Consider the following 15146-nt stretch of genomic DNA (forward strand, 5'->3'; position numbering starts at 1 on the left):
CAAAGCGCCTCACCAGATCCGCACGCGATCCTTCGGCGCAAGGTACAGCTTGTCACCCGGCTTGACCTTGAACGCCGCATACCAGGGATCGAAATTGCGCACGACCGCATTGACCCGCGCCTCGGCCAGCGAATGCGGATCGGTCTTGAGCAGCTGCCTGGCAAACGCCTCGCGCAGTTTCCACCGCCAGGCCTGGGCATAAGACAGGAAGAAGCGCTGATCGCCGGTCAGCCCATCAAGCACCGGTGCGGGCTTGCCGCCAAGCGAGAGCTTGTATGCGCTATATGCCATCGACAGCCCGGCAAGGTCGCCGATGTTCTCGCCCAGGGTCAGCTTGCCGTTGTGGCAGGTCTTGCCGCCGTCATAGGGGCAGACTTGGTCGTATTGCGCGGCCAGCTTGGCGCCGAGCGCATCGAAGGTCTTGCGGTCCGCCTTGGTCCACCAGTCCTTGAGCGCGCCGGTCCCGTCATAGCGCGAGCCTTCGTCGTCGAAGCCGTGGCCGATCTCATGGCCGATGGTCGCGCCCACCGCGCCATAGTTTACCGCCGCATCGGCCTTGGGGTTGAAATAGGGCGGCTGGAGGTATGCCGCCGGGAACACGATCTCGTTCGCGGTCGGCTGGTAATAGGCATTCACCGTCTGCGGGGTCATCAGCCACTTGGTTTTGTCGACTGGCTTGGGAAGCTCGCTCAGGTCGTCCTGCCAGTGCCAGCGCGCCGCTTCGATCGCGTTGGCCAGCGGCTGGTCCGGCTTGATCGTCATACCGTCGTAGGTCTTGAACTTGTCCGGATAGCCGATCTTCACCGTGAAGGCGTCGAGCTTGGCGAGCGCGGCCTTGCGCGTGGCCGGGCTCATCCACGCCAGCGTCTTGAGCTTCCCTGCCAGCGCGGCACGCAGGTTGCTCACCAGCGTGATCATTGCCGCCTTGCTCGACGGCGGGAAGTGCTGCTCGACATAGGCCTTGCCGATGCCTTCGCCCAACTGGCCCTGCACGCTGGAAAGCGCGCGCTGCCAGCGCTGGCGGTCGCGCTCGCGGCCCTGCAGCGTCTTGCCATAGAACGCGAAGCGCGCGTCATCGACGTCGCTCGGCAGCACCGAGGCGTAGTTCATCAGGAAGTGCGCGGCGGTCCAGGCCTGCAAGGTCGCGATATCCTCCTCGCCCAGCAGCTTGATCAGCGCCGGGACGCCGCCGCCCAGCTTGGCGAGGTCGTCCTTGGAAAGGCCCAGTTTGGCAACCTTGTCCGCGCTCGGCGGGATCTCCCCCACGAACAGCGATTGCGCCTGGCCCAGCCCGGAACCGTCGAGCAGCGTCGCCACCGGAAACGCGCCGCCCATCGCCACGAGGTCCGCGCGCGAAACGCGGTTGGTCGTCAGCAGCGGATTGCGCTGCAGCGCCTTGTCCCAATCGAGCACCGCGATCTTGCGCTCGAAGTCATAGACCTTGGCCGCCGTGCCGGCCGGATCGGCATAGCCTGCCTTGCCCAGCATGAAGGCAAGCAGATCGCGGTACTTGCCCTGCAACTCGCGGTTGCGCTCGTTGTCGACCAGGTAATAGTCGCGGTCGGGCAGGCCGAGGCCGCCGAGATCGGTGTAGGCCGCATTGGCGCCCGGCTTCTCAGCGTCGATCTGGACGGAGAAACCGACCGGCGAAGGATAGCCCGGCGCGGCAAACAGCGCCGCGAGTTCGGCTCGCGTCTTCACCCCCTTGATCCGGTCGATATAGGGCTGGGCCGGGGCCATCCCGGCGGCGTTGATGGCATTCTGATCGAGGAAGGCGCGGTAGCTGTCAGCAATGCGCTGCCCGTCGCTGCCCGGTGCCTGCGGCGTTGCGGCAAGGTTCTCGACAATCTGCTTCACCGCCTGCTCGGCGCCCAGCACCAGCGCCAGCGCCACGCCGCTGTAGGGGTACTGCGGCGGGATCGTCTCGCTGCGGTCCCACTTGCCGTTCACATAGGCGAAGAAGTCGTCACCTGGTTTCACCGCCGGATCGATGTCGGCCGGATTGACGCCCCAGCCCCCGAAAGTCGGGATGCGATACCCGTCAATCTCGGCGGAGGCCTTGGCGGTTTCGGCGTGGGCAGCGAGGGGGATGGTGAGCGCAAAAAGCGAGGCAGCGGAAAGCGCGCCCTTCATCGGCTTCAACATGGCTCTGGATTGTCCAATCGATTGCGAATGTACCGTAACGGGACACTAACCAAGGTTTGGCGCTTGTCCAGCACCCGCCGGTAATGCTGATGTGTCGGCCGTCAGACCTCCGCGCTGTCGAACTGCAGCCGGGCGAGGCGGGCATAGAGCCCGTCCTGCGCCGAAAGCGCGGCGTGGGTGCCCTGCTCGACGATGCGGCCCTTCTCCATCACCACGATGCGGTCCGCCGCGCGCACGGTGGCGAGGCGGTGCGCGATCACGAGCGTGGTGCGCGCCTTCATCAACCGGTCGAGCGCGTCCTGCACCAGCCGCTCGCTCTCGGCGTCGAGCGCGCTGGTCGCTTCATCGAGCAGCAGGATCGGCGCATCGCGCAGCAGCGCGCGGGCAATCGCGATACGCTGGCGCTGTCCGCCCGAAAGCCGCGCGCCGTCCTCGCCGAGGAAGGTGTCGAGCCCCTGCGGCAAGTCCTTGAGGAACGTGGCCGCATTGGCCGCTTCCGCCGCTTCCCAGATCTGCGCGTCGCTCGCGCCCCAGTTGCCATAGCGCAAGTTGTCGCGCGCGGAGGCGGCAAACAGCACGCCTTCCTGCGGCACCAGCGCCATGCGCGCGCGCACTTCGGCCGGGTCTGCCTGCGGCAGCGGCACGCCATCGATCCGCACCATGCCGGCATGGGGATCGTAGAACCGCTCGGCGAGCAGGAACAGCGTGGACTTGCCCGCACCCGATGGGCCGACGATGGCGACGGTCTCGCCCGGCTCCACGCTGAGCGAGAAGTCCTCGAGCGCGGCCACTTCCGGGCGGCTGGGATAGCGGAACGAGACGTTCTGGAAGGCGATCTGCCCGCGCGGCGGCTGCGGCAGATGCAGCGGCCGTGCCGGGGCCGTGATCTCGGGCTGTTCGAGCAGCAGTTCGTTGAGCCGGCCAGCCGCGCCCGCACCGCGCAGCAGATCGCCGTAGACCTCCGTCAAGGCGCCTATTGCGCCCGCAACGATCCCGCCCGTGAGCACGAAGGCGGCGATGGTGCCGCCGCTGATCGAACCGTTGGCCACCGCCGTTGCGCCCTGCCACATCAGCGTCGCGATCCCGCCGAACACCAGCACGATGACGATCGCGGTCATGATCGAGCGGATCATGATTCGCCGCTTGGCCGCACCGAAGGTGCGCTCCACCGCCTCACCGAAGCGCCCGGCCTCGCGGCTTTCCTGCCCGAACGCCTGCACGACCTTCATCGCACCCAGCACTTCGCTGATCTGCACGCCGATATCGGCCACGCGGTCCTGACTGGAGCGCGAAGCCTTGCGCAGGCGCGAGCCGAAGAACACGATCGGGCCGACGACAACCGGAATGCCTACGAGCAGCCCGGCGGTCAGCGCCGGGGCCAGTGTGAAAAGATAGGCGATCCCGCCCAGCGCCGTGATCGAGTTCCGCAGCGCGATCGAAACGGTTGTGCCCACCACCTGCTCGATGATCGCGGTGTCGGACGTCATGCGCGAGGAGATTTCCTTCGGACTGTTCGTCTCGAAGAAGCTGGGCGGCATGCGCAGGAGATTGCCCTGTACCTTGAGCCGGATGTCGGCGACCACGCGCTCGCCCAGCCACGATACGAAGTAGAACCGCACCGCGGTGCCAAGGCCGAGGATCAACACCACGACAAGGAGCCAGCGGAACGAGCTGTTGATCGTCTCGGCATTGGCGCCCTTGCCGAAGGCCTTGTCGATGATCGACCTGAAGCTGGCCGGAATCGCGATGGTCGCGCCCGACGTGATCAGCAGCGCCGTCAGCGCAATCGCCACTTCGCCAGGATACGACATGCCCTGACGCAGCAGCATGCGCAGCGGGCTGAGGCTGCGCGCGGGCCGGGTGGCGGGAGCGGTTTCGGCAGGTGCGGCCTTGGCAGCCGCAACGTGCGGGCCGGCATTCTCTTGTGTGGCGTCCATCGGGTTCGCCCTAGCCCATGCGGCAAGGGGCTGGAAGGGGGCAGCGGGGCAAACCTGTCCTGCTTGGGGCAATGGTGCGTTGCACCAAGTCGAGAATCACGGCACACTGGGCGCAATCGGAGCAGTCTACGGCTCCGCAACAACAAAAGGTGTTCGCAGTGCTCTACAAGGCTTACGAGATTCAGCGTTCGATGCTGAACGCTGGCAGCGCGATGGCGTCGATGGGTGCCGATATGCTCACCGATCCGCGCAACCCCTGGGCGCCCTTCGGCGGGACGCAGATGCTCGCCTCCGCGCTCGAGGTGTTCGCCCACGCCGCTGCCCCGCGCGGCAAGCCGGCGTTCGGGATCAAGATCATCAACGTCGACGGCCATCCCCATGCCGTGAACGAGACGGTGGAGATCCAGCAGCCCTTCGGCAACTTGCGCAAGTTCACGCACGAGGGCCTGCCCGCCGATGCGCCGCGCCTCCTGATCGTCGCGCCGATGAGCGGCCACTATGCCACGCTGCTGCGCGGCACGGTGGAGCGCATGCTGGAGCGCTGCGTGGTCTACATCACCGACTGGGCGGACGCGAAGTATGTGCCGCTGGCCGAGGGCCGCTTCGATCTCGATGAGTACATCGACTACCTGATCGGCTACCTCGAGCACATCGGCCCCGGCACGCACATGATGGCGGTCTGCCAGCCTTCGGTCCCCGCGCTGGCGGCGACCGGCGTGATGGCGGTGCGCGAACATCCGTGCCGCCCGGTCACGCTCACCATGATGGGCGGCCCGATCGACACGCGCGAAAGCCCGACCGCAGTCAACGACCACGCGATCACCAAGCCGTTCGTGTGGTTCAAGCACAACGTGATCACCACCGTGCCCGCCAACTATCCGGGTGCGGGGCGGCAGGTTTATCCGGGCTTCGTCCAGCTCGCGAGCTTCATGTCGATGAACCTCGGCAGCCACATGAACGCCCACTACGGCCTGTTCAAGCACCTCGTGCAGGGTGACGGCGAAAGCGCGGATGCGACCAAGACGTTCTACGATGAATACCGCGCCGTCTGCGACATGACGGCCGAGTTCTACCTGCAGACCGTCGATGTCGTGTTCCAGCAGCACCTGCTGCCCAAGGGCGAGCTTGTCCACCGCGGCATCCTCGTCGATCTCGGCGCGATCAAGGATACCGCGATCCTTTGCATCGAGGGCGAGCGCGACGACATCTCCGGCATTGGCCAGACCAAGGCGGCGCTCAAGGTCACGCCGAACCTGCCGGAGAAGCTCAAGAAGTACCACCTCGCGCCCGAAGTCGGCCATTATGGCATCTTCAACGGCTCGCGCTGGCGCAACTCGATCGCGCCGGTGGTCGAAGGCTGGATTCGCAGCAACAGCGCCGCACGCAAGCTAAGCGTGGTGGCCTGATCATTCCGCCCCGCCGCTGTGCGACGGGGCGGAAACGATGGTTTCGGATAAGAAAGCCGCCCGGTCCTGTGCGGAAATGGCACGCCGGCGCCAGAAATGCCGCGCCGTGGGCCTTGCGCGCATTGTTGAAACACTGTGCAACGCTTCGGCAAACCGGAGGCTGCATTTGGCTGGCAACATGGCCCCCATGGATATGTTACTTCACAGCGTCGGCAGCGACGATCTGCCGGGTTTCTGCGCCTGCAGCGAGGACCATGTCGAACTGCACGGTGCGGCCTCCACGCCCCGCGTCAGCGTGGTGCTGCCGGTCCACAACGGTGCGGCCTTTCTCGACGCCGCGATCGCCTCGATCCTCGGCCAGACGTTCCGCGATTTCGAACTGATCTGCGTTGATGATGGCTCGACCGACGAGACGCCGCAGATCCTCCAGCGCCACGCGCTGGCGGACCGGCGCATCCGGATCATCACCAATCGCCCCAACAAGGGCTTGCCGGGCGCGCTCAACACCGGCTTTGCGGCCGCGCGCGGGGCGCTGCACACCTGGACGTCGGACGACAACATCGCCCGCCCGCACATGCTGGCACGGCTGGTGGCGGCGCTCGATGCCGATCCGGGCGTGGCGATTGCCTATGCCGATTTCAGCGTGATCGACGCGCAGGGCGAGGTGACCGGCCTTCAGAAGATGGGGCCCGCTTCCGATCTCCTGCTCGGCAACCGGATCGGTGCTGCCTTCCTCTATCGCGCCGAAGTCACCAAGGCGCTCTCGGGCTATGACGAGGCGCTGTTCGGCATCGAGGACTACGACTTCTGGCTGCGCGCCGTGCGCCGCTTCTACTTCGTGAAGGTCGAGGAAGACCTCTATCTCTACCGCCGCCACGAGGCGAGCCTGACGGACCGTCGCGCGCTGCGCATCCACCGGCTGGGTTCGCAGATCATGCGCCGCGAACTCGCGATGGTGCCGAGCCGTGCCATGCGCGCGCGGGCGCTCGTCGAACATGGCCTCGCCAGCCGCCTCGATCCGCGGCTCGACATGCTGGCGCGCGGGCTGATCCTCTCACCGGGGCTGGCTAGGGGCAGGATCAAGGCGATCCTGCGCCACCTCGCCCAGCATTTCGTGCGTGCGATTACACGAAGAACTGGGTGATCCACTCGCAGATGAGGGCAGGTTTCGGCTCGCCCTCGATCTCGACCGTGATTTCCATCGTCTGCTGCCACTGACCGGGGCGCTTCTCGTCCAGCTCGAGCAGCTTGAACACGCCGCGCACGCGCTTGCCGGAACGGACGGGGGCAAGGAAGCGCGTCTTGTTGCCGCCGTAGTTGACGCCCATCTTCACGCCTTCGGGGCGCGGGCAATCGCTTTCCATCGTCAGCAGCGGGATCAGCGAGAGCGTGAGGAAACCGTGCGCGATCGTCCCGCCGAATGGCGTGAGCTTGGCCTTTTCCTCGTCGATGTGGATGAACTGGAAGTCCCCGGTCGCCTCGGCGAACTGGTTGATCCGCTCCTGCGTCACTTCGACCCAGGCCGAGGTGCCCACCACCTCACCGACCAGCTCCTTGATTGCGCCCGGCGCCATCGTCTTCATTGCATCGTCTCCGCTTGCGAGAATTGTTGTCGCCTTTCCATGGCGGCAAGTCGCGCAGCGTTCAACGGTATCTTGCGGCGAGCCGGTTCAGCGCGACAAGGCGGCGTTTGTCTTCCGGCGCGGCTGCAGCGCGTTGAGCGCGCGCTGGGCGGGGAGTTCGATCAGCGCGTGCGAGAGGCCCGAGACGGCCACGAGCAGGCCGATGAATACGCCGAGCTTCCACAGGCCAAGCTGCAGGTCCGCGCCGACAAGGGCCAGCTTGAATACGATGAACAGGCCGAAGTGGCACAAGTACGTCGAATAGCTCACCTCGCCGAGCCAGTGGACCGGCCCGCTGGCAAACCACGCCGCGATGCGCCCTTGCGCCAGCGCCATCGCCAGCAGGAGCAGCAGCAGCGCGAGCGGCACCCACGCCGTTTCCGGCAGCGCGAACCACAGCCCGGCGCCGCAAGTGGCCGCCGCCGCCGCGCCGCAGAGATGGCCGATCCGCCGTGCTGACGGCAAGGCGCGCCAGTGCAGCCAGAGCCGCGCGGCGAGCGTTCCGGCGGTGAACTCGATCAGGCAGCGCGGGAGGCCGAGCGTGGTGATCGCATCGCCAAGGCTGGCATGGCCCAGCGCGGCAAACAGCGCGAAGAGCCCCGCCAGCAGCAGGCCGAGCCCGATCGCCAGCGCAGCCGGCCCCCATGCGCGGCGGCCCAGCACGGCGAGCAGCGGAAACAGCAGATAGGCGGCCATTTCCGTGCTGATCGACCACGCCGGATGGTTCCACGCCAGCGCGCCGGTGAAGCCCCAGTTCTGGATCAGCACCACATGGAGCGGCAGTTCGGCAAGGGGATAGCCCGCAGAATCGCGGCCGGTGATCGCAAGCAGCACGGCCAGCAGGACGAAACCGGAAAGCACCACCGCATGCAGCGGCCAGATCCGCGCGATGCGGCGCCACCAGAAGGCGCCGATGTCCGCCGGCTCGAACCGGGCGAGCCGCGCCCCGTAGGTCAGCCAGAGCACGAAGCCCGACAGCATGAAGAACAGGTCGACCGCGAGATACCCCTTGGCGAGCATGGCGATCACCGGGGCGGGCAGCAGCGCGGTGAGCGAGAGGCGGATGTGGTAGAACACGACCAGCCACGCCGCGAGCCCGCGCAGGCCGGTCAGCGCTTCGAGCCGCAGCGGCTGCTGCGCCGTCATCGCGCAAAGCTCCCTGGCAGGGGCCTTGGGCTCTCGGGCCCGATGCTGTCCGCCGCCACCGGCTTCTTGCGCTGATGCCACTGCGAGGGCGGGGCGAGGCGGCGCGACACCTGCATCGCGAGCGCGATCTGGAGTCCGATCAGCATGAAGATGAACGGCTGGAACGCGATCCCGACGAACAGCGCGCCGAACATGTAGACGCAGTGGCCCGATTGCAGCGCCAGCGCCAGCGAGCGATCCGAGCGGTCGATCACATCGGTCCTGCGCCGCAGCCGCCGCTGGATCAGTTCAAGCTGCAACAGGCCCGAGACATGCAGCAGCAGCCACATGGCAAGGCCGGGATAGCCCTGTTCGCCCAGCATCTCGAAATAGCCCGAATGATAGGCGCGCGCCTTTTCCTCGATCCGCTCGGTCTCGATCGCGGTGTTGTTGTCGCCCGCCTTCTCGGCCTTGATCGTGTCATAGCTGACCCGGTTCTGGCGGAAGGCATCGAAGCCGCCGCCAAAGGGGTGGGTCTTGGCAAAGTCGATCGTCCACATCCAAACTGCCATGCGCGTCGATGCGGACTGGTCGGACTTGTGGTTCTCGATCGTGTTCATCCGGTCGAGATAGCTCTGGGGCAGGAACGGCACGGCCGCGCTGCCGAGCCCGGCAATGACCCCGATATAGAGCAGCGGGCGCTTCACCGTTCGCAGCGAGAGCCCGATCAGGATGACGAGACAGATCAGCCCGGTGCGTGTCTGCGTGCCAATCGGGATCAGGCAGCAGGCAAAGCCGAGCGCGAGCGCGAACAGCGTGACAAGCTTGCCCGGCGGGAAGATCGTGCCAAACCGCGCCAGCCACACGATCAGCGGGATCGTCGCCACCGCCACCATCGACAGCGTGCTGCCCTCGTAGATGCCGGTGTTGTCGTTCACCAGCAGGCGCAGCGTGCCATAGCCGCCGCCGCCCGAGGCGATCGTCTTGATCCCGCCGCCGATCACGATGCAGGCGAGCGACAGCACCATGGTCAGCGCCAGCGCCTCGATCCGCAGCCGCGTGCGCACGGTCAGCGGCAGGAACAGCGCAAAGACCAGCGCCTTCCACACCCAGCTCCACTTATCGAGCGCTTCTTCGGGGAAATCGGCGCTGCGGGTGGTGAGGCCGCAATAGATCAGCAGCAGCAGGAGCAGGAACTGGCGCGGGGAAAAGCGCATGCCGGTCTTGTCGTCCGCCACGGCCCAGGCTGTCACCGCGCCGATGAAGGCGATGAGGCTGATCGGGATCGATTGCAGGAAGCCCCAGCTCACCTTCTGCGGCGCGAGGATGTCGATATAGGCATAGGCAAGCACGAACAGGAACGGCCGCCGGACGCCGGCGGCGAAGAAGGCCGTCACGAAGGCGGTGAGGAAGAGGTTAAGCACCGGGCGTACCCTCGCCGCGCGGCGGCGCTGCGGGCTTGCCCCGCGGTGCGCTGTCCCGGAAGCCGGGCTTCACGTAGCCCTGATCGTGATCGAGATCGTCGCGGTGCAGCAGGCGCCAGATGGCAATCGCCATCAGCACATGCGGCAGCACCACGGTGAAGATATCGATCATGCGGGCATGCCAGACTCGGATTGCGGCCCCTGATCGAACCGACTTGCCCTGCTGTTTAGGCAAACTCGGTTGACGCGGCGTTAAGTCCTGCCGTGGCATGGCGATCGGCATGAGCCGGGTCCTCCATATTCTCGATCACTCACTGCCGCTGCAGAGCGGCTACACCTTCCGCACCCGCGCGATCCTGAAGGCGCAGGAAGGGCTGGGGCACGAGGTGCGCGCCCTCACCGGCCAGCGCCACACCGCTGCGCCCACGGGGGAGGAGCCCGAGGTGTACGACGCGCTGCGGTTCTATCGCACCCCCGGCACGCCATCCGGCCCGTATTCCCGTCTTCCGGGCCTCAGCGAATGGCAGGAGATCGGCGCGCTCGCCCGGCGGATCGAAGCCGTCGCGCGCGAATGGCGGCCCGATATCCTGCATGCCCACTCGCCTGCGCTCGGCGGGCTCGCTGCCGTGCGTGCCGGCCGCCGGCTCGGCCTTCCGGTCGTCTACGAGATCCGCGCCTTCTGGGAAGACGCCGCGGTCGGCAACGGCACCGGCAGCGAAGGCTCGCTGCGCTACCGCCTGACCCGCGCGCTCGAAGACCGGGTGGTGCGCGGCGCGGACGCGGTCGTCACGATCTGCGAAGGGCTGCGCAGCGATCTGGTGTCGCGCGGCGTTCCGGCTGCGAAGATCACGATCATGCCCAATGGCGTGGACCTCGCGCTGTTCGGCCAGCCGCTGGAGCGCGACGCCGCCTTTGCCCGCAGCCTCGGGCTGGGAGAGGGGCCGGTGATCGGTTTCCTCGGCAGCTTCTACCCTTACGAGGGCCTCGACGATCTGATCGCCGCGATGCCGATGATCCTCGCGCGCGTGCCGGATGCCCGCCTCCTGCTCGTCGGCGGCGGCCCGGCCGAGGCGGCCTTGCGCGCGCAGGCCGCCGCGTCCCCCGCCGCGCAGGCGATCCACTTCATCGGCCGCGTCCCGCACCACGAGGTCGACCGCTACTACGCGCTCGTCGATGTCGTCTGCTATCCGCGCAAGGCGATGCGACTCACCGATCTTGTCACGCCGCTGAAGCCGCTGGAGGCGATGGCCCAAGGCAAGCTCGTGGCCGCAAGCGCCGTCGGCGGGCACCGCGAACTGATCGAGGACGGGATGACCGGCACCTTGTTCCCGCCCGATGATCCCGAGGGCCTTGCCGCCGCCATGGCCGGATTGCTCGGAGATCGCGCGATGTGGGATGCCCGCCGCACCGTCGCGCGCGCTTTCGTCGAACGGGCGCATGACTGGTCTGTCAACGCGGCCCGTTATGATTCCGTTTACCAAACCCTGTTAACCCGAAAGCAAGCTCTCCCCGGCGCTGCGGCCTGATCCGCAGCGCGGTTTTCCGGGGGTCCTCTCTATACCGGGGTCTGACACGCGCCATGAGTACCTTTCGCCAGAAAGTTCAGGCCACGACGAACTGGGTGAAGCCCGATTCCCAAGCTGCGGAGGAAGCGCCCAGCACCGCCCGCCGCACTCGCGCCCGCCGGCGCGCCAGCACGCCGGTTACCGCTCATCGCCTGTTCCCGGCCTTTGCTGCCCTGTGGTTTGCGGCGCTCTTCGGGCTTGGCAGTCTCGCCATTCCCGGCAGCATGCTGGGAGCGGTCGTGCTCAAGACCGGGCTGCCCGCCCTCGTCCCCGCCGCCGCGCCGCCGCTCGGCTTCACCGCGCATCTGCTGGTCGCCTTCGCGCTCGCCATGTTCGGTGCCGTGCTTGGCCTTGCCGTGGCACTCCGCCTGCGTCCCGCCGTGCCCGACGAAGCCCGCACCGTCGAAGCTGTCGCCCCGGTGGCGCAAGGCGAAGCGGACGACGTCTACAAGGTCCGCGCCCGCGACGCCCATCCCGATGCGCCGCCGCGGCGTCCGCTGGTGCTGACCGAAGCCTTGGCAGGTCCGATTGCTGAAGAAACCGCCGAGCCTGAACCGGCCGATCCGCTGCTGCGCCGCAAGCGCAGCCTTCCGGCGAGCGAACCGGTGGCCGAGGCAGAGCCGTGGATTCCCGAGTTCTTCCCCGGCGGCACTACGGCGGTGCGCCCGCTCGATCTCTCTGCGCTCGATCTCGTCGATCCGATCGTTCAGCCCGCACCCTTTGCCGAGCCGACGCCTGCTGCTGAACCTGCACCTGCCCCTGCCCCTGAAGCACCGGTGATCCCCGCCGCGCCCGCGCTCATTGCCGCGACCCCGCAGCTCCCTGCCGGTTTTGCCGCCACGCTGCCCGATGTTTCGGACGGCACATGGTCGCCCGTTGCCGGCGCACCGCTCGAAAGCCTTGGCCTTGTCCAGCTGATCGAACGCCTCGCCCTTGCCATCGCGGCGCAGAAGGCGGCCAACGAGGCGGTGATCAAGGCTGACGACGCTGCCGAGCCCACTGCCGCTTCGGCTTGCAACGCCCCGGCGCCAGCTGTCGATGAACCGGCACCAGCCGGGGACTCGATGCCCGGTCCCTTCTCGCGTCCGCACATCGCCAGCGTCTCGACCGATGCCGCGCCGGTGCCTGATGTGCCTGATGCCGGTTCGGCGCGTGAGGCCCTCCTGCGCCGCCTTGGCGCGCTTGCGGCCGGGGATCAGAGCGAAAGCGTGCATGAACCTGTCGAGGCACCGCGGCCGTTCACGCGTCCCGCGCCGGTCAGCTCTGCGGTCGACGCCATCGTGCCGCTCCGGCCTGTCGAGCCTGCCGCGCCGACCCTCATGCAGATGAACCCCGCGACGGCATCCTTGCCCGAGTCCGACGAGGCCCTGCGCTCGGCTCTGGCTACGTTGAAGCGAATGACCGCGCGCGGTTGACGCTACGGAAAGGCTGATTGCGGTGCCCGGTGCGAACCGGGCCCTGCCATGCATCCGTATTTCCGCCCGCATCGTCGGCGGACCCTTCGGGCAATTCGCGCAGCGCGGTTGCAAAATAACATTCCTGCAGTCATGGGGGGATTCCGCGCAACTTTCGTTGTCCTTACGGACAGCGTGATTCGCGCTGGGCGTTTCAACCGACGTCTTTTGACCGAGTGCAGGGCTATAGCAGTGATGGGTTTTCCGCAGGTTCAGGGCCTTTACGATCCGCGCAACGAACATGACGCCTGCGGCGTCGGCTTCGTCGCGCATATCAAAGGCATCAAAAGCCACGGAATCATCGATCAAGCGCTTGAGATCCTGCGCAATCTCGATCATCGCGGCGCGGTCGGTGCCGATCCGCTGCTGGGCGACGGCGCAGGCATTCTGATCCAGATTCCCGATGCGCTGCTGCGCCGCTGGGCCGAAGCCGAGGGCAAGGACCTTCCGGCGCCCGGCGACTATGCCGTCGCCATGTGCTTCCTGCCGCAGGATGAGCCTGCGCGCGACTTCGTGATCGAAGTGTTCGAGAAGTTCATCGCCAAGGAAGGCCAGCACCTCATCGGCTGGCGCGATGTGCCGACCACGCTCGATGGCCTCGGCAAGACCGTCATCGAACAGATGCCGGTGATCCGCCAGTGCATTATCCGCCGCGGCGAGAACTGCCCCGATCAGGACGCGTTCGAGCGCAAGCTGCTGGCGATCCGCAAGCAGACGCAGAACCCGCTTGCCGCCTTGGCCGAAAAGCATGGGCTTCCCGGCGTGACGCAGCTCTACATGCCGAGCTTCTCGTCGCGCACCGTGGTCTACAAGGGCCTGCTGCTCGCCGATCAGGTCGGCTCGTTCTACGACGATCTGCGCGATCCGCTTTGCGTTTCGGCGCTTGGCCTCGTTCACCAGCGCTTCTCGACCAACACCTTCCCCAGCTGGAAGCTGGCGCACCCCTACCGGTTCATCGCCCACAACGGCGAGATCAACACCGTGCGCGGCAACGTCAACTGGATGAACGCGCGCCGCCGCACCATGGAATCGGAGCTGCTCGGCCCCGATCTCGACAAGATGTGGCCGCTGATCCCGCACGGCCAGTCGGATACCGCCAGCCTCGACAACGCGCTCGAGCTGCTGCTCGCGGGTGGCTACAGCCTCGCCCACGCGGTGATGATGCTGATCCCCGAAGCCTGGGCCGGCAATCCGCTGATGGATGCCAAGCGCCGCGCCTTCTATGAATACCACGCCGCGCTGATGGAGCCGTGGGACGGCCCCGCCGCCGTCGCCTTCACCGACGGCCGCCAGATCGGCGCGACGCTCGATCGCAACGGCCTGCGCCCCGCGCGCTTCTCGATCACGCGTGACGATCTCGTCTGCATGGCGTCGGAAAGCGGCGTGCTGCCGTTCCGCGAGGAAGACATTGTCCGCAAGTGGCGCCTCCAGCCGGGCCGCATGCTGCTGATCGACCTCGAACAGGGCCGCATCATCGAGGACGAGGAAATCAAGGCGCAGCTTGCCAGCGAGGAGCCCTACGAGGAGTGGCTCGCCGCCGCGCAGTACAAGCTCAAGGAACTCGCCGTCGTCGAACCCGAGGAAGCCGCGCTGCCTGCGCCGACCTCGTCGCTGCTCGATCGCCAGCAGGCCTTCGGCTACACCCAAGAAGACATCGCCAAGTTCCTCGAACCGATGGCAACCACCGGCGACGATCCGATCGGCTCGATGGGCACCGACACCCCCATCGCGGTCCTCTCGAACCGTTCGCGCCTGCTCTACGACTACTTCAAGCAGAACTTCGCGCAGGTGACGAACCCGCCGATCGATCCGATCCGCGAAGAGCTGGTCATGAGCCTCGTCTCGATGATTGGCCCGCGCCCGAACCTGCTCGGCCACGATGCCGGCACGCACAAGCGTCTCGAAGTCGATCAGCCGATCCTCACCAACGCCGATATCGCGAAGATCCGCTCGGTCGAAGCCGCGCTCGACGGCGCTTTCCGCACCGAAACCATCGACACGACCTGGGATGCCAGCACGGGCGCCGCGGGCCTCGAGATGGCGATCAAGGAAATGTGCTGGGCGGCGACCGAAGCGGTGCTGGCGGACAAGAACATCCTGATCCTGTCAGACCGCGCGCAGGATGCGGACCGCATCGCGATGCCCGCGCTGCTCGCCACCGCTGCCGTCCACCATCACCTCGTCCGCCAGGGCCTGCGCATGCAGACCGGCCTTGTCGTGGAAACCGGCGAAGCGCGCGAAGTGCACCACTTCTGCGTCCTAGCGGGCTATGGCGCCGAAGCGATCAACCCCTACCTTGCATTCGAGACGCTGGAATCGATCCGCGTCGCCCGCGAACTGCCGCTCACCGCCTACGAGGTCGAGAAGAACTACATCAAGGCCATCGGCAAGGGTGTGCTCAAGGTCATGTCCAAGATGGGCATCTCGACCTACCAGTCCTATTGCGGCGCGCAGATCTTCGATGCGGT

11 protein-coding genes are annotated in these 15146 nt (G+C 66.9%); 5 read left to right on the forward strand and 6 right to left on the reverse strand.

The genetic code is table 11. From position 1 onward, the window contains the following. Nucleotides 1-9 precede the first annotated feature (9 nt). Together K5Q19_RS12575 and K5Q19_RS12580 are read right to left on the reverse strand one after the other, a co-directional pair. The gene (locus tag K5Q19_RS12575) at nucleotides 10-2145 is read right to left on the reverse strand and encodes a M13 family metallopeptidase (RefSeq protein ID WP_292945656.1); all 2136 of its coding nucleotides are present in this window, start codon (nucleotides 2143-2145) and stop codon (nucleotides 10-12) included. Between the two features lie 101 nt (nucleotides 2146-2246). After that, complete coding sequence (locus K5Q19_RS12580; protein WP_292945684.1) at nucleotides 2247-3974, reverse strand: ABC transporter transmembrane domain-containing protein; 1728 nt, start codon at nucleotides 3972-3974, stop codon at nucleotides 2247-2249. 266 nt (nucleotides 3975-4240) lie between these two features. Here K5Q19_RS12580 and phaZ point away from each other — a divergent pair, with 266 nt between their 5' ends. Both phaZ and K5Q19_RS12590 read left to right on the forward strand, forming a co-directional pair. After that, the gene (phaZ, locus tag K5Q19_RS12585) at nucleotides 4241-5488 is read left to right on the forward strand and encodes a polyhydroxyalkanoate depolymerase (RefSeq protein ID WP_292945687.1); all 1248 of its coding nucleotides are present in this window, start codon (nucleotides 4241-4243) and stop codon (nucleotides 5486-5488) included. Nucleotides 5489-5675: 187 nt separating this feature from the next. Further along, on the forward strand, nucleotides 5676-6632 hold the full coding sequence (locus tag K5Q19_RS12590; RefSeq protein WP_292945658.1) for a glycosyltransferase family A protein: 957 nt from the start codon (nucleotides 5676-5678) through the stop codon (nucleotides 6630-6632). Here K5Q19_RS12590 and K5Q19_RS12595 read toward each other — a convergent pair. The 4 genes from K5Q19_RS12595 to K5Q19_RS12610 form a co-directional block, all read right to left on the reverse strand. Beyond that, the gene (locus K5Q19_RS12595) at nucleotides 6613-7062 is read right to left on the reverse strand and encodes a MaoC family dehydratase (RefSeq protein ID WP_292945690.1); all 450 of its coding nucleotides are present in this window, start codon (nucleotides 7060-7062) and stop codon (nucleotides 6613-6615) included. The genes K5Q19_RS12590 and K5Q19_RS12595 overlap by 20 nt on opposite strands. Nucleotides 7063-7158: 96 nt before the next feature. After that, entirely contained in the window at nucleotides 7159-8256 is a 1098-nt protein-coding gene (locus K5Q19_RS12600; RefSeq protein ID WP_292945660.1) for an acyltransferase, read from the reverse strand. Then, entirely contained in the window at nucleotides 8253-9659 is a 1407-nt protein-coding gene (locus K5Q19_RS12605) for a putative O-glycosylation ligase, exosortase A system-associated (protein ID WP_292945663.1), read from the reverse strand. Before K5Q19_RS12605 ends, K5Q19_RS12600 begins: the two co-directional genes overlap by 4 nt. Beyond that, on the reverse strand, nucleotides 9652-9831 hold the full coding sequence (locus K5Q19_RS12610; protein ID WP_292945666.1) for a hypothetical protein: 180 nt from the start codon (nucleotides 9829-9831) through the stop codon (nucleotides 9652-9654). The genes K5Q19_RS12605 and K5Q19_RS12610 overlap by 8 nt, the downstream gene beginning before the upstream one ends. Nucleotides 9832-9940: 109 nt before the next feature. Between K5Q19_RS12610 and K5Q19_RS12615 the strand changes: the two genes are divergently transcribed. From K5Q19_RS12615 to K5Q19_RS12625, 3 genes are all read left to right on the forward strand, one after another. Beyond that, nucleotides 9941-11185 (forward strand): TIGR04063 family PEP-CTERM/XrtA system glycosyltransferase, encoded by a 1245-nt coding sequence (locus tag K5Q19_RS12615; RefSeq protein WP_292945669.1) that lies wholly within the window; start codon nucleotides 9941-9943, stop codon nucleotides 11183-11185. Between the two features lie 53 nt (nucleotides 11186-11238). Next, entirely contained in the window at nucleotides 11239-12639 is a 1401-nt protein-coding gene (locus K5Q19_RS12620) for a hypothetical protein (protein WP_292945671.1), read from the forward strand. 234 nt (nucleotides 12640-12873) lie between these two features. Continuing rightward, on the forward strand, nucleotides 12874-15146 hold a 2273-nt coding region (locus K5Q19_RS12625; protein ID WP_292945673.1), incomplete at its 3' end, for a glutamate synthase central domain-containing protein.

This window comes from Novosphingobium sp. (assembly GCF_019748365.1).
GTDB lineage: Bacteria > Pseudomonadota > Alphaproteobacteria > Sphingomonadales > Sphingomonadaceae > Novosphingobium.